Below are 22,168 nucleotides of genomic sequence, written 5' to 3'. Positions count from 1 at the left end.
GCACAGATTTACCGGAACAGACTGGCGGTTGTTTTGCCGGATATTGAAAAACTGAAGGCCTTGAGTTAAAGCACCCGCCCATCCCAGCCCACCGTCACGTGGCGCGGCAGTTCACCGCGATACTGCAACAGCCAGGCATCGAGCGTATGCCCGACGTGGGTCAGTACGCCAAGCTCGGCGCCGCATGCTTCGATGCATTGCAAGGCCAATGTCAGGTCATTGTGATTACGCGGCGCCTGGGGTTGCGGCGGCATGGAGCAGTCGATGACCAGTACGTCCAGGGGTTCGCGCCGCAACCAGTCGACGGTTGCCGGGGGCAGGCCCGTGGTGTCGGTGAGATAAGCGATACGCCGGCCCTGCCCTTGCAGCAGGTAACCGAACGTCAGCTTGGAATGTTGCAGCGGCAACGCGGTGACCGTCAGCTCGCCAAACTGCCGGGTCTCGAACTCGGCGAAGGGCTGGCTGAAATCGAGGATGCCGGGGTGTTTGTAGAGGTCCGACAGGCCTTCGGGGTCTGCCGGGCCATGCACCGCAATAGTCAGGCCTTGGCCCCAGCGCAGATGCAGCAGGCCCTGGGCATGATCGGCGTGGTAGTGGGTCTGCAGAATGCCGCTGAGGCTGCGTGGCGGGAAGCGCTCGGTCAGGTCCGTCAGCCCGCTGTCGATCAACCAGCGCTGGTCACCGCACTCGACCAACGCACTGCATTCGCGGCGACGCAAGCGTGCATCGCTGCGGGCCAGGGCACAGGCGGCGCATTCACAGCCATACACCGGGACCTGGCGGGCGTCACCGGTGCCCAACAAGGTCAGGCGCATGCCGAGTGCCCTGCGTCCAGGCACCTGAACAAACGTTCAACGGTATGTGCCAGCGACCCGGAATTATCCAGCAGAAATACGCCGGGAGTCGCCGTCAGGCTGTCAGTGAACTGTGTATTGCGCGCCAGGCGTGCGTCGATTTCTGCCACCGACTCACGCCCCCGCGCCAGCAGGCGTTGGCGCAGCACCGCCTGATCAACCGTCAGCAACACCACCAACAGCGTCGGATAACGCTCGCGAGTCTGCGCCAGATGACCGCGCGAGCCGTTGACCAGTACATCGTCCCCCACCGCCAGCCAGTCGTCGATCTGCCGGGGAATGCCATAGGACAGACCATTGGCCTGCCAACTGAGGGCAAAGGCGCCCTCGGCGTTCATCGCCGCAAATTGTGCGGGGCTGACCCCCTCGGCCGCCTCACCCACCGCCTCCGCCGAGCGGGTGATCACTCGCCGCACAATGCGGCAACCGCGCTCGGCCAAATGTAGGCGTGCGGCATCCAGCAGGCTGTCCTTGCCCGAACCCGATGGCCCGATGAGATAGATCAACCTGCCTGCCATCAAAACACCCTCTTGGCTTGTCGCCAGACTTGTTGGACCACTGGCAGCCCTTCACGGCTCCGAGCTTGCACCAGGTCCGCCCGCAGGCCAATGGCAATTTCACCGCGATCGTTCAAGCCCGCAGCGCGTGCCGGAGCCAGGCTGATCATCCTGACCGCACGCGAAAGATCGCCGCCGTCCTGCTGATCGGCCAGGACGAACGCCGCCTGTAGCAGGCTGGCGGGGTAATAGTCACTGGAAAGTATATCCAGCAATCCTTCGGCGGCCAGGCCGGCGGCGGCCACATTACCCGAGTGCGACCCGCCGCGCACCACGTTCGGGGCGCCCATCAGCACGTTCATCCCAAGTTGCCGGCAACCACGCGCCGCTTCCAGGGTAGTGGGGAACTCAGCGATGCTCATGCCGTAGCGCGCCGACTCCTCGACGTGGGCCAACGTTGCATCGTCATGACTGGCCACCGACAGGCCGCGCCCCAGGCAATGCTCGACAATCGCCGCACGATAGCGGTCACTGTAGGCCTTGGAATTGGCCATTTGCAGCACGATAAACGCGTCCATGGTCTCGTCGTTCAGGTGGTACTTGCCCATGTAGTACTCACGGTACTTGGACTCCAGCACAAACTGGCGCTGGCCCGGTGAGTGGTCCATCACCGACACCAGTTGCACCAGCGGGTTTTCCACCAGGTCGCGGAACACGCTCAAGGTGTCCGGGTGGCACAGCTCGCAACGCAGATGCAGGCGGTGTTCGGCGCGGGTCAGGCCAGCCTCTTGCGCCGAGGCAATGGCATTGAGCATCGCCGGCAGTTTCTGCATGCGGTTGCCCTTGGGATTGACGTCGCCAATGGACACCGCGTCGAACACCGTGGTGATACCGGCGGCGATGATTTGCGCGTCATGGCTGAGCACCGCCGAAGTCGACGGCCAGTCCACGCCGGGCCGTGGGGTCATGTGCTTTTCCAGGTTGTCGGTGTGCAACTCCACCAGCCCCGGCAGCAGGAAATCGCCGCCCAGGTCCTGGGCCTGGGACAACTGGCTGCGGCCTTCGGCGAGATCGACGATCATCCCGTCACGCAGCACCACGCTGCCGAGAAATACACGATCAGCCGTGACCAGCCGGGCATTGCTGAGGATCTGTTCAGCGGGCATGAGCGTATTCCTCTTCGGCTTGATGGGCAGGTGTCATGTCCAAGTGACGATCGGCCACCGCCTCACGGGCGGCGCGATCATGGAAGATGCCGATCAGTGCGGCACCGCCGGCCTTGGCTTCGTTCATCAGTTCCAGGACAACCTGGCGGTTGCTGTCATCCAGGGACGCTGTCGGTTCGTCCAGCAACATCACCGGCCAGGCCACCATGAAACCGCGTGCAATATTGACCCGCTGCTGCTCGCCACCGGAAAACGTGCCCGGCGCCAACTGCCACAGGCGCTGCGGGATATTCAGGCGCGCCAGCAAGTGCTCGGCCCGCGCCTGGGCCTGAGGTTTCGGCCAACCACGGGCCAATGCCGGTTCCATCACTACATCCAGGCACGCCACCCGTGGGATCACCCGCAAGAACTGGCTGACATAGCCCAGGGTCTGCTGGCGCACCTGCAGAATGTCCCGGGGCTGTGCGCCCACCAGTTCCAGCCATTGCCCGTCGTGGCAGAGGCGAATGCTGCCGCCCGCTGGTAGGTAGTTGCCGTACAGGGTGCGCAGCAAGGTGCTTTTACCGGCGCCGGACTGGCCGTGGAGCACCAGGCACTCACCGCCCTGCACACTGAAATCCACCCCGCGCAGCACGTTCAGCACCACGCCGTTCTGCTGGTGCAAGGTGAAGGTTTTAGACAGGTCTCGGACCTCAATCAACGTATTCATCATGGCTGCAATACCGAAGACACCAGCAGTTGGGAATAAGGGTGCTGTGGATCGTCGAGGATCTGGTCGGTCAAGCCGGTTTCCACCACCCGTGAACGGCGCATCACCATCAGGCGGTCGGCCAGCAGACGCGCAACGGCCAGGTCGTGAGTGACGATGACTACCGCCAGGTCCAGCTCGCGCACCAGGCCGCGCAACAGATCAAGCAAGCGCGCCTGCACCGACACATCGAGGCCGCCGGTCGGCTCATCCATAAACACCAGGCGCGGGCTGGAGACGAGGTTGCGGGCGATTTGCAGGCGTTGCTGCATACCGCCAGAGAAGGTGCGCGGCAAGTCGTCGATACGCTGCGGGTCGATTTCCACCTGGCTCAGCCAATCCAGGCCGGCGCCGCGCAGCTGCTGGTAGTTGCGCACGCCCTGGGCCATCAAGCGCTCACCGATGTTGGCGCCAGCCGAAACGCCCATGCGCAGGCCGTCGCGGGGATTTTGTTCAACAAAGCCCCATTCGGTGCGCAGCAAAGTGCGCCGTTCGGCTTCGCTGGCGCTGTACAGGTCCAGCCATTCGCCCTCCTTGCTCCGATAACCGATGCTGCCGGCCTGGGGTGGCAAGCGTCCGCTCAACAGCGAGAGCAAGGTGGATTTGCCCGAGCCGGACTCGCCGACAATCCCCAGCACTTCGCCGGGGTACAGATCAAAGCTCACGCCCTGGCACCCCTTCTGCGGGCCGTATAACAGGGACAGATCACGCACTTGCAATAAGGGCTGGCTCACTGGTTGTTCTCCTTGACCCGTTGGGCGCAATACCAGGTATCGGAACACACGAAACTCTGGGTGCCGGCGTCATCCAGAATCAGCTCGTCGAGGAATGATTCGTGGCTGCCACAGATCGCACAGCAGTGCTGCCACTTCTGCACTTCGAACGGGTGATCCTCGAAGTCCAGGCTGCTGACCTGGGTGTACGGCGGCACTGCGTACAAGCGCTTTTCGCGACCGGCACCAAACAGCATCAGCGCCGGGCTCATGTCGAGTTTGGGGTTGTCGAATTTGGGGATTGGCGAGGGGTCCATCACATAGCGTTCGTCGACCATTACCGGGTAGGCATAGGCCGTGGCGATATGGCCAAAGGTGGCGATATCTTCGTAGAGTTTTACGTGCATCACCCCGTAGTCATTGAGGGCGTGCATGGTGCGGGTCTCGGTTTCCGACGGTTCGATAAAACGCAGCGGCTCGGGGATCGGCACTTGATAGACCATGATCTGCCCGGCCTGCAACGGCGTTTCGGGGATGCGGTGGCGGGTCTGGATCACCGTCGCGTCGGGGGTGGCCTCGGTGGTGGCGATGCCGGCGGTGCGCGCAAAAAAACGGCGGATGGACACGGCGTTGGTGGTGTCGTCGGCGCCCTGGTCGATGACCTTGAGTACGTCCTCGGCGCCCAGGATTGCCGCGGTCAATTGCATGCCACCGGTGCCCCAGCCATAGGGCAGCGGCATCTCGCGACCACCGAATGGCACCTGATAACCCGGGATTGCCACGGCCTTGAGCAAGGCGCGGCGGATCATACGCTTGGTTTGCTCGTCGAGGTAGGCGAAGTTGTACGCCGGATCACGCGTGGGTATCTGGGTAATGTCATTCATGGCGGGAACCCTCAGCCGGTTGGCGCAGTTTGCGGATCAGCTCCAGTTCGGCCTGGAAGTCCACGTAATGAGGCAATTTGAGGTGCGAGACAAAACCGGCTGCCTCGACGTTGTCGCAGTGGGCCAGCACAAACTCTTCACGCTGGGCCGGCGACACCACCTCTTCGTTGAACTCTTCGGCGCGCAGTGAACGGTCCACCAGCGCCATGCCCATGGCCTTGCGCTCGGCATGCCCGAACGCCAGGCCGTAGCCACGGGTGAACTGCGCCAGCTCAGTGGCCGAGCCGACGAACTGGTTGACCATCTCGCACTCGGTGACTTCGATGCTGCCCAGGCAAATGGGAAAGCCCAGCTCTTCGGGATCAATCCACACCTCTACGTCACCGATGCGAATTTCCCCGGCAAAGGGGTGATTGCGCCCATAGCCACGCTGGGTCGAGTAGCCCAGCGCCAGCAGAAACCCTTCGTCACCACGGGCCAGGGCTTGCAGGCGCTCGGCACGGCTGGCGGGGAACTCCAGCGGGTCGCGGGTGATATCGGCAACGCGGGCATTGTCGTCGGCTTCGTTCTTGATCAAGCCTTCTTTGGCCAACAACCCCAGCACACGCGGGCAAGGTTCCAGACACGCATCCACAGAGGTCTGCGGGCCGGGATACTCACCTTCGGCCAGCAGCGCAAAATCCAGCAGGCGATGGGTGTAGTCGAACGTCGGGCCAAGCAACTGGCCGCCGGGCACATCCTTGAAGGTTGCGGACAAGCGTCGGCTGAGCTGCATCTGCGCGGTGTCGATCGGCAGGCTGGGACTGAAGCGTGGCAACGTGGTGCGGTAGGCGCGCAACAGGAAGATCGCTTCCACCAGGTCCCCCGCCGCTTGCTTGATTGCCAGTGCGGCCAGTTCTTCGTCGTACAACGAGCCTTCGGTCATCACCCGTGCAACGGCCAGCGGCAGTTGCTGGCGGATCTGCTCCACACTCAACTCAGGAATTGCGGTGTCGCCCCGGCGTTTTTTCGCCAGCAGGCGGTGGGCATTGTCGATGGCTTGTTCGCCACCTTTGACGGCTACGTACATCAGGCACACTCCTCTGCGACGCGGGTGCTGCGGGGCAAGCCGAGCAGGTAGTGGCCGGCGCCGAACAGCACGTCCAGGCCACGGGGGAACGCCTCGCGACGCTGGCGTTCCAGCCAGAACGCCTGGGGCAGTGGCAGGCTGACCTGGCGCTGGGCCTGGATGCCCGGGCCGCTCCAATTCAGGCCGCGCCCGCTATCGAGGTCGCTCAACTGGACGAGCAAGGTGCACGACTGGTCGGGATAACGGTCATTGCCGTGGTCGAAGCCGCTCAGGTCGTGCAGGTCATGTTCCCCCAACAAGGCGAACACCGCGTCTTCGCGGCGCGCGGCCAGCGGGCAGCCACAGTGGAAGGCCAGGTTGGCGCGGATCAGCGGCGTATCGAAGCTCGGCGCCAGCCACAACGGCGTGTCTGCATCCAGCAGCCCCAGGCACAAGGCGTAGGTGGCCGGCGCCAGGCCTTCGAGGTGCGGGGCCGCAGGCAGAGGCTGGATCAAACCCGGTTCGGCCAAGGCCTTGAGCGCTGCACGAAAACTGCGTTGGGCATCCAGGACCGGATCGACAAACGCCGGTTGTAATAATTGAGCATTCATCAGTTTTCTCCTCGCACCAGGGTGAAGAACTCGACCTTGGTGGCGGCGGTATCGGCTTCTTTTTGCGCGCGGCGCCGGGCCTGGGCGTTGGCCAGTACGCGGATCAAATCACTGAGCCATTGGCTCGGCTGTGCGCTTTGCAGATGGGCATCGGCCAGGGCCGCCAATTCGGCATGCACCTTGTCGCGCCCCGCCAGGTAGCTGTAGCCGGTGCGCCCATCGGCCAGGCGTACCACGCAACGGGTCACGCTCATTTCGCCGACGTTGAACGGCGCACCATTGCCACCCATGCGCCCGCGTACCAGGGTCATGCCGATTTCCGGGGCGCGGATCAGTTGGTAATCGGCGTCGCGCAGGGCCGCTTCGTGGGGGATCAGCTCACTGCGAAGGGCGCGGGCAAGCACGCCGATCCAGTGTTGACGCGGGGACAGGCTCATCAAAGTCTCCATCAGGTCAGCACCTGGTACTGGAAGCGATCCGAACGGCTGGTGGACTGCGCCAGCTCCACCGGGCGGCCATCGCGATCGCGGGAAAGGGTGAATACGGTCAAGGCTGGCAAGTGGCGGGGCATCATCAGCAGCGCGGCTTCATCACGGTTGGGCAGGCGCGCACCGATCAGGCTCTGGGTGCGGGTCAGCGGCAGGTCGCGCTCGCGCAGGTATTGACGCAGGGAGCCGCCGTTGTAGTCCGCCAGCAGCGGTGCATGGCTGGCGCAGTAGCGATGGCGGATCAGGCTGACCGGCTGCTGGTCGAGTTTGCGCAGGGTTTGCAGCTCGATCATCGGCGCCATCTCGGCGATCCCCAGGTGCTGCGCTTCGTCACGGCTGGCGTAGCAATAACGGCGCTTGAGCAACAGCGCCTGCACCCCGTGGCCCTGGGCCGACAGCGATTGGCTGTAGGCAGTGTCGGCACCCATCGGGTAGATCAGCGGCCGGTCCAGCACTTGCGTGCCCTTGCCCTGCTGACGCAGCAGGCTGCCTTCGAACACCAACTCATCAATGGCCCGACGCAGCGTGTGGCGGTTGACACCAAAACGTTCGGCCAATTGCACCTCGCCCGGCAGGAAGTCACCGGCCTGGTAGTCGCTGAGTTCGCGACGCAGGATATCGGCGAGTTCGCGGTACACCGGCTCATCTTGTCTAGACAACTGCATGCTTTAAAAAAGCGCCCTCAGGCACCCCTCCGAAGTCAGATAAACCGCTTGCGCAGGCGTTGGGACAGCACGTCGATCAGGCTCACGACCACGATGATCACCAGCAGCACCGCGCAGGTCTGGACGAACTGGAAGGCGCGGATGTTCTCCCACAGGATCACCCCGATCCCGCCGGCGCCGACCATGCCCACCACCGTTGCCGAGCGCACATTGGCTTCGAAGCGGTAGAGCGCGTAGCTCACCCACAGCGGCATCACTTGCGGGATCACGCCGTAGATCACTTCCTGCAAGGCACTGGCACCGGTGGCGCGCACCCCTTCCACCGGGCCTGGGTCGATAGCCTCGACCGCTTCGGCAAACAACTTGGCAAGGACCCCGGTGGTGCTGATCCACAAGGCCAGGACGCCGGCAAACGGACCCAGGCCGACCGCCACCACGAACAACATGGCGAACACCATTTCGTTGATCGAACGGAAGGCATCCATCACCCGGCGCAGCGGCTGGTGAATCCACCATGGGGTGATGTTGTCGGCGCAGAGGATGCCCAGGGGCACCGAGCAGACAATCGCCAGTACCGTGCCCCAGAGGGCGATTTGCACGGTGACGATCATCTCCTTGAGGTAAGAGCGCCATTCATGGAAGTCCGGCGGGAAGAAGTCGGCGGCGAAGGTCGCCATGTTTCCCGAGTCGCGATACAGCGCCAGCGGGTTCATCTCGGCGCCCTTCCAGGCCCAGGCCAGCAGCACCAGGAACAGGCCCCAGCCGAGGTATTGCGGCCAGGTGCGCTTGCCGACGGCTTCAGCGTGCAACGTAGTCATGGGTCACTCTCGATGATTGTAGGAACTGGGCCCCTGTGGGAGCCCGCTCCCACAGGGGGTTAGCTGTTGGCGGCGGTTTTCTTGTCCAGCTCGGTCAGGCGCTGTTGCAGCTTGGCCAGGTCAGCATCGATCTCTGCCAGTTTCTTGGCCTTGTCGGCTTCGGCCAGCTTGCTGTCGGCGCTGATGGTGGTGCGCTGCTTGAACAGCTCCAGTTGGCGGATCGGCAGCAACTGGTCGTCGTTGGAAGCGAGGAACTTGCCCAGTTGCATGTTCTTGAGTACCGCCTTCTCTTCATCGGTGTTGCCGTAGTTGAAGATGAAGTCGCGGATCTTGGTTTTCTCGCTGTCGGTCAACGCCTTGCTCCACACCAGCGGGTCGGCGGGGATCAGCGGCGACTTCCAGATCACCTTGAGTTGCGCGGCCTTGTCCGGCTGGGTGACCTCCAGGCGGTCCCAGCTTTCGGTGTTGAAAGTGGCCACGTCCAACTGCCCCTTGGCCACGCTCAGTGCGTTGACTTCATGGCTGGAGTTGAGCGTGCGCTTGAAGGCGGTGGCCGCGTCCACATTGTTCTTGGCGAACACGTAGTAGCCCGGCACCAGATAGCCCGAGGTGGAGTTCGGGTCGCCGTTGCCAAAGGTCAGGTTCTTGGCGTTCTTGAGCATGTCTTCAACGGAGTTGAGGGGGCTGTCCTTGCGCACGATCAACAGGCTCCAGTAACCAGCGGCACCGTTGGCGGCGGCGGTCTGGGCGAATATCTCGCCGTTGGAGCGGTCCACCGCTTCCATTGCCGCCTTGTTGCCGAGCCAGGCCACATCGACCTTGTTGAAACGCATGCCCTGGATCAGGCCGGCGTAGTCGGAGGCGAAAGTGGCGTTGATGGTCAGGCCGGTCTTCTTGTGCATGTCATCCAGAAATGGCTGCCAGATGCTCTTGAGGTTCTGCGAAGACTCGGTGGACATGATGCCGAAGTTGATCGCCTTGTCGGCAGCCTGGGCATTGCCCATGGCGACGCTGGCCAACAACACCGCAGACAGAAAAACATGACCGATACGGTTCAACATGGAACAGGCTCCTGTGGCTCGTGAGTAAGGGTTCAAGCGCGTGCCAGGGCCAGCCGTTGGGGCAGCTCGGCGTGGCGGGACTGGTCGCAAATCATCAGGCTGGCGTCGACATCGGCACCGTACAGATCGTTGAGGAACTGGCTGCTCATCGCGCTACCCTGCCCGTCGAAATGAATGCGCCCACCCTTGAGCGCCACGGCACGCGGGCAATAACGCATGGCGTAATCGACTTGATGCAGGGTCACCACCACGGTCTTGCCGTCGCGGCGATTGATGTCGGCGAGGATTTCCATGACCTTGCGCGCCGACTCCGGATCGAGTGAGGCGATGGGTTCATCGGCGAGGATCACTTCGGCACGCTGGGTCAACGCCCGGGCAATCGCCACGCGTTGCTGCTGGCCGCCGGACAAAGTGGAGGCGCGTTGCTGGGCCAGGTCCGCCAGGCCGACCCGCGCCAGGGATTGCATGGCACATTGCTTTTCCTCGGCATTGAACAACCCGAGGCTGCCGCGCCAGCGCGGCATGCGGCCCAGGCAACCGAGCAGCACGTTGTCGATCACACTCAGGCGATTGACCAGGTTGAACTGCTGGAAGATATAGCCGATATCTGCCCGCAACCTGCGCACCTTGCCATTCAACCGCCCACTGGCCTGCACCTCCCGGCCCAGCACCTTGACGCTGCCGCCATTGCCCTTGTCGCAACAGGCCAGGCCCGCCAAATGGCGCAACAACGTGGACTTGCCGGAACCGGACGCACCAATCAGCGCGACCATCTCACCCGTGGCGATGGTGAGTTCGAGGTCGACCAGTGCGGTTTTCTTCGCAAAGGTCTTGTTCAGGTGATCGACATGGATAGCGGGAGTCATGGGCTTCTCTGTCTTGGTTTGAACAGCCTTCCATGGCTGTGTTTGAGTTCAAACGACAGTAGGCGCGGCAGGTGTCAGACCTATGACTTGCACATGACGGGAGGGGGACGGTTTGGTTAAGGTTTTGTGAAAGGTTGGAATGACGCAAGCACGTGTTTCTTGAAGCCGCCGCCCCCTTGTGGGAACGGGCTTGCTCGCGAAAGCGAGTCCCTGTAGGAGCTGGCTTGCCAGCGATGGACGTCAACGATGACGCGGGCATTCAGGATGACCGCAGCGCCTGGGAGTTTTTCGCTGGCAAGCCAGCGCCTACATTTGATCTGCGTTGACTGGACGGCGGTGTTCCAGGCGGGAAAGAAAAAGGCGACCCGAAGGTCGCCTTTTGTCATTGCGCGTAGTGCTTGCTCAACCCCGGCGGTACGCCCTGCACATTGGTCTCTTCCCATGGCCCGTTCGGGCTGATGGAGCGGCTCCAGCCGTTGCTCCAGCGGTAGTAGGTGCGCTGGCGGTAGAAAGTGTCCGGTTGTTCGTCCAGCACGTAGACGCCCATCTTGCCGTCCCAGTGGCTGGCAGCGCCCGGAGGGGGAGCGAAGGTGGGAGAGGAACTGGGCAGTGCTTTGGGTGGGGCGGTGACCGGGCCGGAAGGTTTGGTCACCGGCTTGGTCGACGGACCCGACGGTGGAATGGTCGGGCCCATAGGGGCAGGAGGTGGCCGGTGGACCGCGCAAGCACTCAGGCCCAATACCAGGCTGAGCAGGGTGATACGAGCGATGGCGGTCATGGGGGTTTCCTCGAAATTATTTGTCCGGACTGTCGATGGTCAACTGCTGGGTCGCGGTGGTGCTGCTGGCCAGGGGTTGACTGCGCCCGATCCACTCGCCGGCAGTCGGTTGACCGGCCCGTGAAATGCGCGCAACCAGTTGGACTTCGGGAAAGTTGGACAGTTTCAACTGCGGCATCATCGCGTCGGCATCGCCCAGTTCGACGGTCACCGGCAGGTCAGCCACGGTGACGCGCTTGGCGGCCAGTGGCGCGGGCGGGCCGGAAACGGCACGGGCGAAGATGAAGACGCTGTCAGTCGGCAGAGCACGGGCTTTGACGTCGGCCGCCAGGTCCACCCGGACTTTCATCACGGCGGTCTTGGCAGTCGGTGCGACGGTACCGCCGCCCTCTTTCAACTTCTCGGCTGCGCGGTCGATGCCGCCTTGCAGCGCGGCGCGGGAGTTGTCTTTCTCCGGCAACTGAGCCAGCAGGCGGTTCCAGTAGTCGATGGCTTCCTGGTAACGCTGCCCTTCAAAGGCGGCAATACCCAGCAGGCCGAGGCTGGTGACTTCCTTCGGGTCGAGCTTCAGCGCTTCGTCGGTCAGGGCCTGAAGCTTGGGTGACCACTGTTTGTTGTCGGCAAAATACTGCGCCTGGGCCCACTGCCCGAGCAATTCGGGCTGGCGACCGGCCACGGCCACGGCGCGCTCGAAGACCTTGGCCGCATCGGCCGAACGGTCCTGGGCCATGTAGGCGCGGCCCAGGAAGTACAGGCCTTCGGCCGAATCCGGTTGCGCCGCCGCCGCCCGTTCCAGGCGCTGGGTCATATCAGCAAGAGACACCGGCGGCTCGGCGAATTCGCGAGTCAGTTCAACCTTGTCGATGGCGCCGTAATGCAGGTACAGCGCAAGGCCCAATACCGGCACCAGCACCGCGGCCAGCAGCGGCAGCGGCTTGCCCAGGCGCGATTCGCGGGGTTTTTCCACGCCTTCGGTATCGGCGAGCAATTCACGGGCAGCTTCGGCGCGGCCGGTGTCGAGTTGCGCCGCGTTGAGCACACCTTCGCTTTGTTGGGTTTGCAGTTCGGCGACACGTTCCTGATACAGCGCGACGTTCAAGGCGGTGCGGTCTTCTTCACGCTGGGCGCGACGTACGCGCAACACCGGGATCAACAGGAAACTCAAGGCAACCAGGAGCAGCAGGCCAGCTGCGAGCCAGAAATCAATCATCAGTTTTTTTGTCCAGCAGTTGGTCGAGGCGTTGGCGCTCTTGGGCAGATAGCGCGTCGGAGCCATCGGTGGGAGCCGCACGGCGACGGCGGACGATCACGGCCATGACCACCAGGCCGCCCAGCAACAGGGCGGCGGGGCCAAACCAGAGCAAAGCGGTCTTGCCGGTCAGCGCCGGCTTGTAGCGCACAAAATCACCGTAGCGATCAACCATGAAGTCGATGATCTGCTGGTTGTCCTTGCCTTCGCCCAACATGCGGAAAATTTCTTTGCGCAGGTCAGCGGCAATCGGCGCGTTGGAGTCGGCGATGTCCTGGTTCTGGCACTTGGGGCAGCGCAGTTCCTTGGTCAATTCGCGGAAACGCTCGCGGTCGCCATCGCGGGCAAATTCATAGGTGTCGATGGCGGCATGGGCCACACCCACCAGCCCCAGCACCAATACAGCGGCGGTCAACCAACGCTTCATGGCTTGGCCTCGTCCACCAGGGCCTGGTACTTGGCCGCCAGTTGTTCGCGCCAGATCACTTCGTCGATCACGCCCACGAACTTGTCGCGGATCACGCCCTTGGCGTCGATAAAGAAGGTTTCCGGGGCACCGTAGACGCCGAGGTTGAGGCCGAGATTGCCGTCTTCATCGCGAATATCCAGCTGGTACGGGTTGTGGAACTCGGCCAGCCACTTCAAGGCCGACGCATTGTCGTCCTTGTAGTTGATGCCATAGATCACCACGCCCTTCTCGGCCAGTTTGTTCAGCACCGGGTGCTCCACGCGGCACGAGATGCACCAGGTGGCCCACACGTTGACCAGCGCCGGCTTGCCGATCAGGTCGGCCTGGGTCAGGGTTTTGTCGCCCTGCACCGTCGGCAGCGAGAACGCCGGGAACGGCTTGCCGATCATCGCCGACGGCAGCTCGGCCGGGTCCAGGGACAGGCCGCGATACAAAAACACCGCAACCACCAAAAACACTGCAAGCGGCAACACCATCAACCAACGCTTCATACCGCAGCTCCCTGCATGCCGAGGGCTTCACGCACCCGGCTCTTGACCTTGACCCGGTAACGCCGGTCCATCGCGGCCAGCAGACCACCAAAACCGGTCAGCAGGCCGCCGAACCAGATCCAGCGCACAAACGGTTTGACGTGTACGCGCACGGCCCAGGCGCCATCGCCCAGCGGTTCGCCCAGGGCCACGTAGAGATCACGGGTGAACCCGGCGTCGATCCCGGCTTCGGTCATCATCGAGCTCTGTACGGTGTACAGGCGTTTTTCCGGGTGCAGCACGGCGATTTGCTTGCCATTGCGCACGACGCGCACGGTGCCTTTGTCGGAGGTGAAGTTCGGCCCTTCGAAGTGCTTGGCGCCTTCAAAGACGAACTGGTAACCGGCCAGGTCCATGGACTCGCCAGGGGCCAGGCGCAGGTCGCGCTCGGCGCTGTTCTGGCTGGACAACACCACGCCCAGGGCGCACACGGCGATGCCGATGTGGGCAATCTGCATGCCCCAGTAGCTGCGGGTCAGGGTCGGCAGGCCTTTGATCAGGCCCTTGTGGCGGGTCTTGTCGAAGATATCGCGCACACCGGCCAGCAGCACCCACGCAGCGAGCATGAAGGTGGCGAGCACCGCCCAGTTGAAATCGCCGTAGGCAATCCCGGCAATCACCGACAAGGCGGCACTGCCCAGCAGCACCGGGGTCAACATGCCCAACAGCCATTTGACCGGGGTGTCTTTCCAGCGCACCAGTACGCCAATGGCCATCACCACCATCAGCAGGCCCATCAACGGGATGAACAGCGCGTTGAAGTACGGCGGGCCGACCGACAGCTTGGCGCCGGTCAGGGCATCGAGTACCAGCGGATACAGGGTGCCCAGCAGGATCATCGAGGCAGCGACTATCAGCACCAGGTTGTTACCCAGCAGCAGGGTTTCCCGCGACCACAGGTTGAAGCCCACGTGGCTCTTGACCACCGGCGCGCGCAGGGCGAACAGCGTCAGCGAACCACCCACCACGCACAGCAGGAAGATCAGGATAAACACACCGCGCTCAGGGTCGGCGGCAAACGCATGCACCGAGGTCAGCACGCCGGAACGTACGAGGAAAGTGCCTAGCAAACTCAGGGAGAAAGCGGCAATGGCCAGCAACACGGTCCAGCTCTTGAACACGCCACGTTTTTCGGTGACGGCCAGGGAGTGGATCAGCGCCGTGCCCACCAGCCAGGGCATGAAGGAGGCGTTTTCCACCGGGTCCCAGAACCACCAGCCGCCCCAGCCGAGTTCATAGTAGGCCCACCACGAGCCCAGGGTGATACCGATACCGAGGAAGGCCCAGGCGACGATGGTCCACGGTCGCGACCAGCGTGCCCAGGCGGCGTCGAGACGCCCGCCGAGCAAGGCCGCGATGGCAAAGGCGAAGGCCACGGAGAAACCCACATAGCCCATGTACAACATAGGCGGGTGGACGATCAGGCCGATATCCTGCAGCAGCGGGTTGAGGTCGCGGCCATCGGTAGGAATCTGCGGCAAGATCCGCTCGAACGGATTGGACGTCATGATCAGGAACAGCAGGAAGCCGATGCTGATCATGCCCATCACCGCCAGCACCCGCGCCAGCATCACTTGCGGCAACTGCCGGGAGAACACCGACACGGCGAAGGTCCAGCCGCCGAGGATCAGGGCCCAGAGCAGCAGGGAACCTTCGTGGGCACCCCAGACGGCGCTGAACTTGTAATACCAGGGCAAGGCGCTGTTGGAGTTGCTGGCGACATAGGCGACGGAAAAGTCGTCGGTCATAAAGGCGTAGGTCAGGCAAGCGAAGGCGAACGCCAGGAACGCGAATTGCCCCCAGGCGGCCGGCTGCGCCAGGCTCATCCACAGCCGATCACCACGCCAGGCGCCCAGCAGCGGCACGATGGCCTGGACGATGGCAAAGCACAGGGCGAGGATCATCGCCAACTGGCCCAACTCGGGAATAAACAATGTAGAGGTCATCGCTTAACCCTCCTTGGCTGGGGTTGGCGCGGATTGGCCGCTTTCTTTCAGGGCCTTGGTCACTTCCGGCGGCATGTATTTTTCATCGTGCTTGGCCAGCACTTCATCGGCCACCACCACGCCCTGGGCGTTGAGCTTGCCGAGGGCGACGATGCCCTGCCCTTCGCGGAACAGGTCCGGGAGGATGCCGCGGTAGGTGATGGTCACGGATTTGTTGAAGTCGGTGACCACGAAGGTCACGTCCAGGGAGTCGCCGGAGCGCTTCAGGGAACCAGCCTCGACCATGCCGCCGGCACGGATGCGCGTGTCTTGCGGCGCTTCGCCATTGGCGATCTGGGTCGGGGTATAGAACAGGTTGATGTTCTGCTGCAAGGCACTCAAGGCCAGGCCCACGGCAATGCCGACGCCCACCAGGATGGCAAGGATGATCAACAGACGCTTTCTACGCAGCGGATTCACTTTTCGGTCTCCCGGCGCAGACGACGCGCCTCTTGTTGCAGGTAACGCTTGCGGGCCAGGATCGGCGCAACAACGTTCAGGGCCAGTACCGCGAGGCTGATGCCATAGGCGGTCCAGACATACAGGCCGTGATGGCCCATGGCGAGAAAATCACTGAAAGAGGCGAAGCTCATCCACGGGCTCCCAGGCTGTTTTGTACTTCGACCTTGACCCAACTGGCGCGGGCTTCACGCTTGAGCACTTCCAGACGCATGCGCATCAGCAGCACCGCGCCGAAAAAGCAGTAGAAGCCCAGGACCATCAGCAGCAACGGCGCCCACATTTCCACGGGCATCGCCGGTTTTTCGGTGAGGGTAAAGGTCGCGCCCTGGTGCAGGGTGTTCCACCACTCCACGGAGTACTTGATGATCGGGATGTTGATCACGCCGACAATCGCCAGCACCGCACAAGCCTTGGCCGCACTCTCACGATTGCTGATGGCATTGCCCAGGGCAATCAGACCGAAGTACAGAAACAGCAGGATCAACATGGACGTTAGTCGCGCATCCCAGACCCACCACGAACCCCAGGTTGGCTTGCCCCAGATCGCCCCGGTCAGCAGCGCCACAGCCGTCATCCACGCACCAATGGGCGCCGCGCATTGCAGGGCGACGTCGGCCAGCTTCATCTTCCACACCAGCCCGACGATGCCGCACACCGCCAGCATCACGTAGCAGGACTGGGCCAGCAGCGCGGCAGGAACATGGATATAGATGATGCGAAAGCTATTGCCCTGCTGGTAGTCCGGCGGCGCGAAGGCCAGGCCCCAGACCAGGCCGATACCGATCAGCAGGAAGGCGGCGATGGCGAGCCAGGGCAGCATTTTGCCGCTGATGCCATAGAACCACTTGGGCGAGCCGAGCTTGTGAAACCAGGTCCAGTTCATTGCTGTTTCCATCACGGTTGCTTCTTGTCGTGGCAAGAAGCTTAGGGTCTTTACTGACTAAGACAACGCCTAGTCAGACCTCATTATTCGCCGACGCTGATCTTCAGGCCGGCCGCTATAGCAAACGGTGTCAGGGTTACCGCCAGGGCGGTCAGGCTGCCAAGCCACAAGAGGTAACCGGTCGCCGGCATCCCCATGAGCGCGGCTTGCAAGGCACCGCTGCCCAGGATCAACACCGGGATATACAAAGGCAAAATCAGCAAGGCCAGCAACAGCCCACCACGTTTCAAGCCGACGGTCAGTGCCGCACCCACCGCCCCCAGCAGGCTCAGCACCGGGGTACCTAGCAACAACGAGGCCAGCAACACCGGCAGGCATTCGGCAGGCAAGCCCAACATCATCGCCAGCAGCGGCGCCAGCAGGACCAGCGCCAGGCCGGAGAAGGCCCAGTGTGCCAGTACCTTGGCCAGTACCAGAAGAGGCAGGGGGTGCGACGAAAGGACCCACTGTTCGAGGGAACCATCTTCAAAATCACTGCGAAACAGCCCGTCCAGCGAGAGCAGGACGGACAAAAGTGCCGCGACCCACACCAGTCCCGGAGACAAGGTTTGCAACAGTTTAGTCTCGGGACCGACCGCCAAAGGGAACAGGGCGATGACAATCGCGAAGAACACCAGCGGGTTGGCCAACTCAGCCGGGCGCCGACACAACAAACGCGCTTCGCGAGCAACCAACAGGGCAAATACACTCATACCGACCACCGTGCCAGATCCAGCTCACGGTAACCGGCGGGCATGCGGGTCAAGGTGTGGTGGGTGGTGAGGGCGATCATGCCGCCTTGTTCGCAGTGCTTTGCCAGATGTTCTTCAAGTTGCGCCACACCTTGTTTGTCGAGGGCGGTGAAGGGTTCGTCGAGGATCCACAGCGGCGGGCCCGGCAGATACAGGCGGGCCAAGGCCACGCGGCGTTGCTGGCCGGCCGACAGGGTGTGACACGGCACATCTTCAAAGCCCTTGAGGCCCACGGCGGCCAGGGCCTGCCAGATTGACTCGCGCGCGGCCGGGTGATGCAGGGCGCTGAGCCAACTGAGGTTTTCCTCAGGCGTCAGCACATCCTTGATGCCCGCGGCGTGGCCAATCCACACCAGGTTGCGCGCCAGCTCCGTACGTTGCTCGTGCAGGGGCTTGCCGTTGAGGCGTACCTGGCCCGCCGTCGGCTGCATCAAGCCAGCCAGCAGGCGCAGCAGACTGGTCTTGCCGCTGCCGTTGGGCCCACTGATCTGCACCATGTCGCCGCCCGCCAGACGCAGTTCGAGATGTTCGAACAGCATCCGCAGGTCTCGCTCACAGGCAAGCGCAACGGCTTCAAGTAGTGGACTGGTCACAAGATCGCGGGCCTTTACGGTTCAAGTCGGCGGTGGAACGGCCGTTAAAGAGATGCAGAATAAACGCATTGGCGGCCTGTTTTAGAGAGCTGGATCAATCAGTTGTGATGTTTTTGCGCCGCTCTTTGCAGACGGACGGCATTATACATGCGATGCCCTACTCTAAAGAGGGCAATTTCCTTGAGACGGCGGCCACGATGAGCGGTGACATCAACCTTCCGACCCTTCCCCCAGCACCCGCTACCGGGCCCAGGCCTGCGCCTGCGGTGGGCGAGTTGCTGAAACTGCTGGAACCCCAGACAGGGTTGATCGACGCTGGCAAAACCGTGAACGCCGAAGTCTTGGCGCTCAAACAAGGCGGTGAAGCCTTTCAGCTGCTGCTCAAGCTGACCCTGGAAGGTGGCCGGCAAACCCTGGTGCAGGCCGCCAGCAGTCAACCGTTGCCCCTGGGCAGCAACGTGGCGGTGAGCCAGACGGCTTCGGGCGACCTGGCGATCAGCCTGCAACAGGCCTTGAGTGCCAATGTCGCGGCCCTGACCCGTATCGACACAAACCAGTTGCCGGTGGGCACGTTGTTGCAAGCCAAGGTGCTGACCTCGCAGATGCTGCCCCAGGGCGCCGGGCAGCCGGCGCTGTACCGCTCGCTGGTATCGGTGCTCAACAACGCGTTGAGCGGCACGACCCTGACCCTGGAAAGCCCGCAGCCGCTGCGCATCGGCAGTTTACTCAGTGCCGTGGTCCAGGGCGCACAGGCCCTGGACTTCGTGCCCTTGAGCGGACGCCAGGATCAACTGGCGATCAGCCAGCAGCTTGCAACCCAGCAAAGCCGCCAGGGCTCGCTGGAAGGTTTGCTCAACGCCCTGCAAAACCTGCCGCGCAATGCCGAACTGCCAGCGGATCTGCGCGCCGCCGTGGAACGGGTACTGGCCGGGATGCCGGACCTGACCCAGGTCAGCAACCCCAAGGTCCTCGCACAGTTGCTGCACAACAGTGGCGCGCTCCTCGAAGCCAAACTGCTGGCCGGGCAAAACCCGCTGATCCCGCCCTTGGACATGAAGGGCAGCCTGCTACGCCTGGTGGCCGAACTGATGCCCGCCCTGCCCGCCAGCACCAACCTCAATGCAATCCTGGCCGCCAACACCTTGGCGCAGATGCTGCCCAGCTTCGTGCGCAGCCCCCTGGGCACCCTCGGCCAGGTGGGCGCCCGCACCGCGCCGGGCGGTTTCCCGCTGCCGGAGCGTCTGTTGCAGCGCCTGGACGGTGAAAACAGCCTGGAAAACCTGCTACGCCTGGCCGCCGCTGCCATCTCGCGCTTGCAGAGCCATCAACTGTCGAGCCTGGAACAGACCGGCACCACCGCCGATGGTCGCCTGCAAACCACCTGGCAGATGGAAATCCCCCTGCGCACCTTGCAGGACATCGTGCCGTTGCAGGTCAAGTTCCAGCGCGAAGAACCGGCGCCGGACAAGGACGAACCCGAGCGCAAGATCGAGCGCGACGCGAAAAAGATGCTGTGGCGCGTGGAACTGGCCTTCGACATGGAGCCTCTGGGCCCGTTGCAGGTCCAGGCACAACTGAGCGAGGGCAAACTCTCCAGCCAGCTGTGGGCCTCCCGCCCCTTCACCGCCAGCCTGATCGAAAGCCACCTGGGCAGCCTGCGCGAGCGCCTGGTGTCATCGGGCCTCAACGTCGGCGACATCGACTGCCACCTCGGCACCCCGCCACGCGGGCCAAAGACCGGGCTTGAACAACGCTGGGTGGATGAAACCGCATGAAAAATCCCAACCCGCCACGCCAGGCCATAGCCCTCAAATACGACGGCAAGGCCGCCCCCGCCCTGACCGCCAAAGGCGACGACGCACTGGCCGAAGCCATCCTCAAATTGGCGCGGGAACATGAAGTACCGATTTATGAAAACGCCGAATTGGTGAAATTGCTGGCGCGCATGGAACTGGGCGACAGCATCCCGGAAGAGTTGTACCGGACCATCGCCGAGATTATTGCCTTCGCCTGGACGTTGAAGGGCAAGTTCCCGGTGGGCTATGACCCTCAGGCTGAGCCGACTGAGCGGGATGTGACCGCGCGCGGGGATGATTACTGAAACCCAGCAGGTGTACCCCAATCAAAAATGTGGGAGCGGGCTTGCCCGCTCCCACATTGGAACTGCGGCAAGCTCAGCTTTTGTGCAACTTGCTCATCAACTGCGCCTCGGCCTGGGTCAGGCCGCAGGATTGGGTCAGTTCGTCCACCGTGGCACCCATGCCTACCAGCTTGGCCGCCTGGGCAAAGGACAGGTTGGCCGGGTCACGCTGTTCCAGCGCCGACAATTTGTCGGGTAACGGAGCGAGGATGGCGCGCAGTTCATGCACGTCCTCCCCTACCCGCACGGCGCTTTGCTGGTAGTTGTCGACGCGCTTGGCCATCTCGCGCAGGCGCTGGTCGCGCACGGCATCGCGCTCGGCCTGTTGCAGCGCCAATTCGCGTTGCTGGCGCATATGGCGCAGCAACACCACCAGAGTCCCGACCCACAGCAGGGCCAGGACGATTACCGCTACCTCAAGCATCAATCAGATGTTCTCCAGGTCCGACCACTCTTCTTCGCTCATCATCTTGTCCAGCTCAACCAGAATCAGCAGCTCGCCGTTCTTGTTGCACACGCCCTGGATGAACTTGGCCGACTCTTCGTTGCCGACATTCGGCGCAGTCTCGACTTCCGACTGACGCAGGTAAACCACTTCGGCGACGCTGTCGACCATGATCCCGACCACTTGCTTGTCGGCTTCGATGATGACGATACGGGTGTTGTCGTTGACTTCAGTCGGCATCAGGCCAAAGCGCTGGCGGGTGTCGATCACCGTCACCACGTTGCCACGCAGGTTGATGATGCCCAGTACGTAGCTCGGCGCACCCGGTACCGGGGCGATCTCGGTGTAGCGCAATACTTCCTGCACACGCATCACGTTGATGCCGTAGGACTCGTTGTCCAGCTTGAAGGTCACCCATTGCAGAATCGGATCATCCAAACCCTGTGCGGACGCTGACTTGTTCATACCCCTGACCCCTTCAAATACCGTTGAGCACGGCGTGTGTTCTTCTTGGGCAGCGCCGTGGCGCTGCGTCTTTTATCAAGTACGTTTGTTACCTGGCAGATCCTTTACCGCGCCGCTGGCAATCAGCTCCGCCAATTCGGCGACATCCAGCAGCGCGCACATATGTTCAATCACCGTGCCCGCCAGCCATGGCCGCTGGCCCCGGTGGCTGCGCCATTTGATTTCGTTGGGGTCCAGACGCAACGAACGGCTGACCTGATGCACCGCCAGCCCCCATTCGTAGCCCTGCACCGAAATCACGTATTGCAGGCCCTGGCGGAAATCATCGCGGTAGCGGTCGGGCATCACCCAACGCGCGGTGTCCAGCACCTTGAGGTTGCCGGCCTGGCTCGGCAGGATCCCGAGGAACCACTCCGGCTGGCCGAACAACGGTGTCAATTCCTGGCCTTCCAGGGAGTAGATCGAACCCAGGCACACCAGCGGCACCGCCAGCGTCAGCCCGGCAACGTCGAACAGCAGGCATTCAAACGGCTCGGCGGCCCAGGACGGCCGGCCATCCGTCTCCACCGGTGGCGGTGTAATGCTTGGCGGGCGATGCACCTCGGCCACGGGTGGCACCAGGACCAGGGGCGCAGGCGCCTCCAGGGCCGGGACTTCGACCGCAACCACAACAGGCATCACCACCGCATCGCGGGCCTGCTCTTCCAGGACCGCCAATTGAAACTCATCCAGCTGGGTCTCAGGCTCAAGAACAGGCAGCGGTTCGACTTCGTCCAGCACCAGGATCGGTTCGGGCAGTTCTTCCTCGGTGGCATCCTGCAGCAGCGCGTCCAGGTAGGACTGCAACGCCAGCTGCGGGCGGCTCTTGATATCGACTGGACGGCTCATCTGTATGCCCACGCGCAAGCCCCGTTAACCGTGTATTCAAAGGTTATCGGCGCGATGACCCGTGGACTTGA

The 22,168-nt window shown here is 62.9% G+C and carries 28 protein-coding genes; 2 read left to right on the top strand and 26 right to left on the bottom strand.

Annotation, left to right across the window (positions count from 1 at the left end):
- Positions 1-65 precede the first annotated feature (65 nt).
- From phnP to ccmA, 23 genes are all read right to left on the bottom strand, one after another.
- Positions 66-815, bottom strand: a complete 750-nt coding sequence (phnP, locus tag H097_RS08945; RefSeq protein ID WP_032859126.1) for a phosphonate metabolism protein PhnP — start codon at positions 813-815, stop codon at positions 66-68.
- Entirely contained in the window at positions 806-1,372 is a 567-nt protein-coding gene (gene phnN, locus H097_RS08940) for a phosphonate metabolism protein/1,5-bisphosphokinase (PRPP-forming) PhnN (protein ID WP_032859124.1), read from the bottom strand. Before phnN ends, phnP begins: the two co-directional genes overlap by 10 nt.
- On the bottom strand, positions 1,372-2,517 hold the full coding sequence (locus H097_RS08935; protein WP_032859122.1) for an alpha-D-ribose 1-methylphosphonate 5-triphosphate diphosphatase: 1,146 nt from the start codon (positions 2,515-2,517) through the stop codon (positions 1,372-1,374). Before H097_RS08935 ends, phnN begins: the two co-directional genes overlap by 1 nt.
- A complete protein-coding gene (phnL, locus tag H097_RS08930) occupies positions 2,507-3,226 on the bottom strand; it encodes a phosphonate C-P lyase system protein PhnL (RefSeq protein ID WP_032859120.1) in 720 nt (239 codons plus the stop codon). Before phnL ends, H097_RS08935 begins: the two co-directional genes overlap by 11 nt.
- Entirely contained in the window at positions 3,226-4,035 is an 810-nt protein-coding gene (gene phnK, locus H097_RS08925) for a phosphonate C-P lyase system protein PhnK (protein WP_162237639.1), read from the bottom strand. Before phnK ends, phnL begins: the two co-directional genes overlap by 1 nt.
- On the bottom strand, positions 3,996-4,862 hold the full coding sequence (locus H097_RS08920) for an alpha-D-ribose 1-methylphosphonate 5-phosphate C-P-lyase PhnJ (protein ID WP_032859115.1): 867 nt from the start codon (positions 4,860-4,862) through the stop codon (positions 3,996-3,998). The genes phnK and H097_RS08920 overlap by 40 nt, the downstream gene beginning before the upstream one ends.
- On the bottom strand, positions 4,855-5,931 hold the full coding sequence (locus H097_RS08915; protein ID WP_032859113.1) for a carbon-phosphorus lyase complex subunit PhnI: 1,077 nt from the start codon (positions 5,929-5,931) through the stop codon (positions 4,855-4,857). Before H097_RS08915 ends, H097_RS08920 begins: the two co-directional genes overlap by 8 nt.
- The gene (gene phnH / locus H097_RS08910; protein ID WP_032859110.1) at positions 5,931-6,521 is read right to left on the bottom strand and encodes a phosphonate C-P lyase system protein PhnH; all 591 of its coding nucleotides are present in this window, start codon (positions 6,519-6,521) and stop codon (positions 5,931-5,933) included. The genes H097_RS08915 and phnH overlap by 1 nt, the downstream gene beginning before the upstream one ends.
- Complete coding sequence (phnG, locus tag H097_RS08905; protein ID WP_032859108.1) at positions 6,521-6,958, bottom strand: phosphonate C-P lyase system protein PhnG; 438 nt, start codon at positions 6,956-6,958, stop codon at positions 6,521-6,523. Before phnG ends, phnH begins: the two co-directional genes overlap by 1 nt.
- 11 nt (positions 6,959-6,969) lie before the next feature.
- Positions 6,970-7,674 (bottom strand): phosphonate metabolism transcriptional regulator PhnF, encoded by a 705-nt coding sequence (gene phnF / locus H097_RS08900; RefSeq protein WP_166647836.1) that lies wholly within the window; start codon positions 7,672-7,674, stop codon positions 6,970-6,972.
- A 35-nt stretch (positions 7,675-7,709) separates the two neighbouring features.
- Positions 7,710-8,492 carry a phosphonate ABC transporter, permease protein PhnE gene (gene phnE, locus H097_RS08895; protein WP_032859104.1) on the bottom strand — a complete coding sequence of 261 codons (783 nt, stop codon included), beginning with the start codon at positions 8,490-8,492 and terminating at the stop codon, positions 7,710-7,712.
- A gap of 59 nt (positions 8,493-8,551) precedes the next feature.
- Positions 8,552-9,553, bottom strand: a complete 1,002-nt coding sequence (gene phnD / locus H097_RS08890; protein ID WP_032859102.1) for a phosphonate ABC transporter substrate-binding protein — start codon at positions 9,551-9,553, stop codon at positions 8,552-8,554.
- A gap of 32 nt (positions 9,554-9,585) precedes the next feature.
- Positions 9,586-10,419, bottom strand: coding sequence for a phosphonate ABC transporter ATP-binding protein (phnC, locus tag H097_RS08885; RefSeq protein ID WP_032859101.1), 834 nt, complete (start codon positions 10,417-10,419; stop codon positions 9,586-9,588).
- Positions 10,420-10,801: 382 nt separating this feature from the next.
- Complete coding sequence (locus H097_RS08880; RefSeq protein ID WP_032859100.1) at positions 10,802-11,197, bottom strand: lipoprotein; 396 nt, start codon at positions 11,195-11,197, stop codon at positions 10,802-10,804.
- Between the two features lie 16 nt (positions 11,198-11,213).
- Positions 11,214-12,407 carry a c-type cytochrome biogenesis protein CcmI gene (ccmI, locus tag H097_RS08875; RefSeq protein WP_032859097.1) on the bottom strand — a complete coding sequence of 398 codons (1,194 nt, stop codon included), beginning with the start codon at positions 12,405-12,407 and terminating at the stop codon, positions 11,214-11,216.
- Positions 12,400-12,873, bottom strand: a complete 474-nt coding sequence (locus H097_RS08870; RefSeq protein ID WP_032859095.1) for a cytochrome c-type biogenesis protein — start codon at positions 12,871-12,873, stop codon at positions 12,400-12,402. Before H097_RS08870 ends, ccmI begins: the two co-directional genes overlap by 8 nt.
- The gene (locus H097_RS08865; protein WP_032859094.1) at positions 12,870-13,406 is read right to left on the bottom strand and encodes a DsbE family thiol:disulfide interchange protein; all 537 of its coding nucleotides are present in this window, start codon (positions 13,404-13,406) and stop codon (positions 12,870-12,872) included. The genes H097_RS08870 and H097_RS08865 overlap by 4 nt, the downstream gene beginning before the upstream one ends.
- Positions 13,403-15,391, bottom strand: coding sequence for a heme lyase CcmF/NrfE family subunit (locus H097_RS08860; protein WP_032859092.1), 1,989 nt, complete (start codon positions 15,389-15,391; stop codon positions 13,403-13,405). Before H097_RS08860 ends, H097_RS08865 begins: the two co-directional genes overlap by 4 nt.
- A gap of 3 nt (positions 15,392-15,394) precedes the next feature.
- Positions 15,395-15,850, bottom strand: a complete 456-nt coding sequence (gene ccmE / locus H097_RS08855; protein ID WP_032859090.1) for a cytochrome c maturation protein CcmE — start codon at positions 15,848-15,850, stop codon at positions 15,395-15,397.
- A complete protein-coding gene (gene ccmD, locus H097_RS08850; protein WP_032859088.1) occupies positions 15,847-16,023 on the bottom strand; it encodes a heme exporter protein CcmD in 177 nt (58 codons plus the stop codon). Before ccmD ends, ccmE begins: the two co-directional genes overlap by 4 nt.
- Entirely contained in the window at positions 16,020-16,775 is a 756-nt protein-coding gene (locus H097_RS08845; RefSeq protein ID WP_032859086.1) for a heme ABC transporter permease, read from the bottom strand. Before H097_RS08845 ends, ccmD begins: the two co-directional genes overlap by 4 nt.
- A gap of 83 nt (positions 16,776-16,858) precedes the next feature.
- The gene (gene ccmB / locus H097_RS08840; protein ID WP_032859085.1) at positions 16,859-17,527 is read right to left on the bottom strand and encodes a heme exporter protein CcmB; all 669 of its coding nucleotides are present in this window, start codon (positions 17,525-17,527) and stop codon (positions 16,859-16,861) included.
- The gene (gene ccmA / locus H097_RS08835) at positions 17,524-18,159 is read right to left on the bottom strand and encodes a cytochrome c biogenesis heme-transporting ATPase CcmA (RefSeq protein WP_032859084.1); all 636 of its coding nucleotides are present in this window, start codon (positions 18,157-18,159) and stop codon (positions 17,524-17,526) included. The genes ccmB and ccmA overlap by 4 nt, the downstream gene beginning before the upstream one ends.
- A gap of 197 nt (positions 18,160-18,356) precedes the next feature.
- On the opposite strand from ccmA, the gene H097_RS08830 reads away from it, so the two are divergent.
- Positions 18,357-19,934 (top strand): flagellar hook-length control protein FliK, encoded by a 1,578-nt coding sequence (locus H097_RS08830; RefSeq protein ID WP_032859082.1) that lies wholly within the window; start codon positions 18,357-18,359, stop codon positions 19,932-19,934.
- Positions 19,931-20,260 (top strand): EscU/YscU/HrcU family type III secretion system export apparatus switch protein, encoded by a 330-nt coding sequence (locus tag H097_RS08825; protein ID WP_032859079.1) that lies wholly within the window; start codon positions 19,931-19,933, stop codon positions 20,258-20,260. The genes H097_RS08830 and H097_RS08825 overlap by 4 nt, the downstream gene beginning before the upstream one ends.
- Positions 20,261-20,333: 73 nt before the next feature.
- On the opposite strand, the gene H097_RS08820 is transcribed toward H097_RS08825, so the two are convergent.
- The 3 genes from H097_RS08820 to H097_RS08810 all read right to left on the bottom strand — a co-directional run bounded on the left by H097_RS08820 (position 20,334) and on the right by H097_RS08810 (position 22,097).
- Positions 20,334-20,726, bottom strand: coding sequence for a DUF2802 domain-containing protein (locus H097_RS08820; RefSeq protein ID WP_032859078.1), 393 nt, complete (start codon positions 20,724-20,726; stop codon positions 20,334-20,336).
- Positions 20,727-21,209, bottom strand: a complete 483-nt coding sequence (locus H097_RS08815; protein WP_032859076.1) for a chemotaxis protein CheW — start codon at positions 21,207-21,209, stop codon at positions 20,727-20,729.
- Between the two features lie 75 nt (positions 21,210-21,284).
- On the bottom strand, positions 21,285-22,097 hold the full coding sequence (locus H097_RS08810; RefSeq protein ID WP_032859074.1) for a CheW domain-containing protein: 813 nt from the start codon (positions 22,095-22,097) through the stop codon (positions 21,285-21,287).
- Positions 22,098-22,168 lie beyond the last annotated feature (71 nt).

The sequence above is a fragment of the Pseudomonas sp. FH4 genome, assembly GCF_000510915.2.
Classification (GTDB): domain Bacteria; phylum Pseudomonadota; class Gammaproteobacteria; order Pseudomonadales; family Pseudomonadaceae; genus Aquipseudomonas; species Aquipseudomonas brenneri.
The sequence above is the reverse complement of the archived record's forward strand: the minus strand, read 5'-3'. Positions and strand labels throughout refer to the sequence as shown.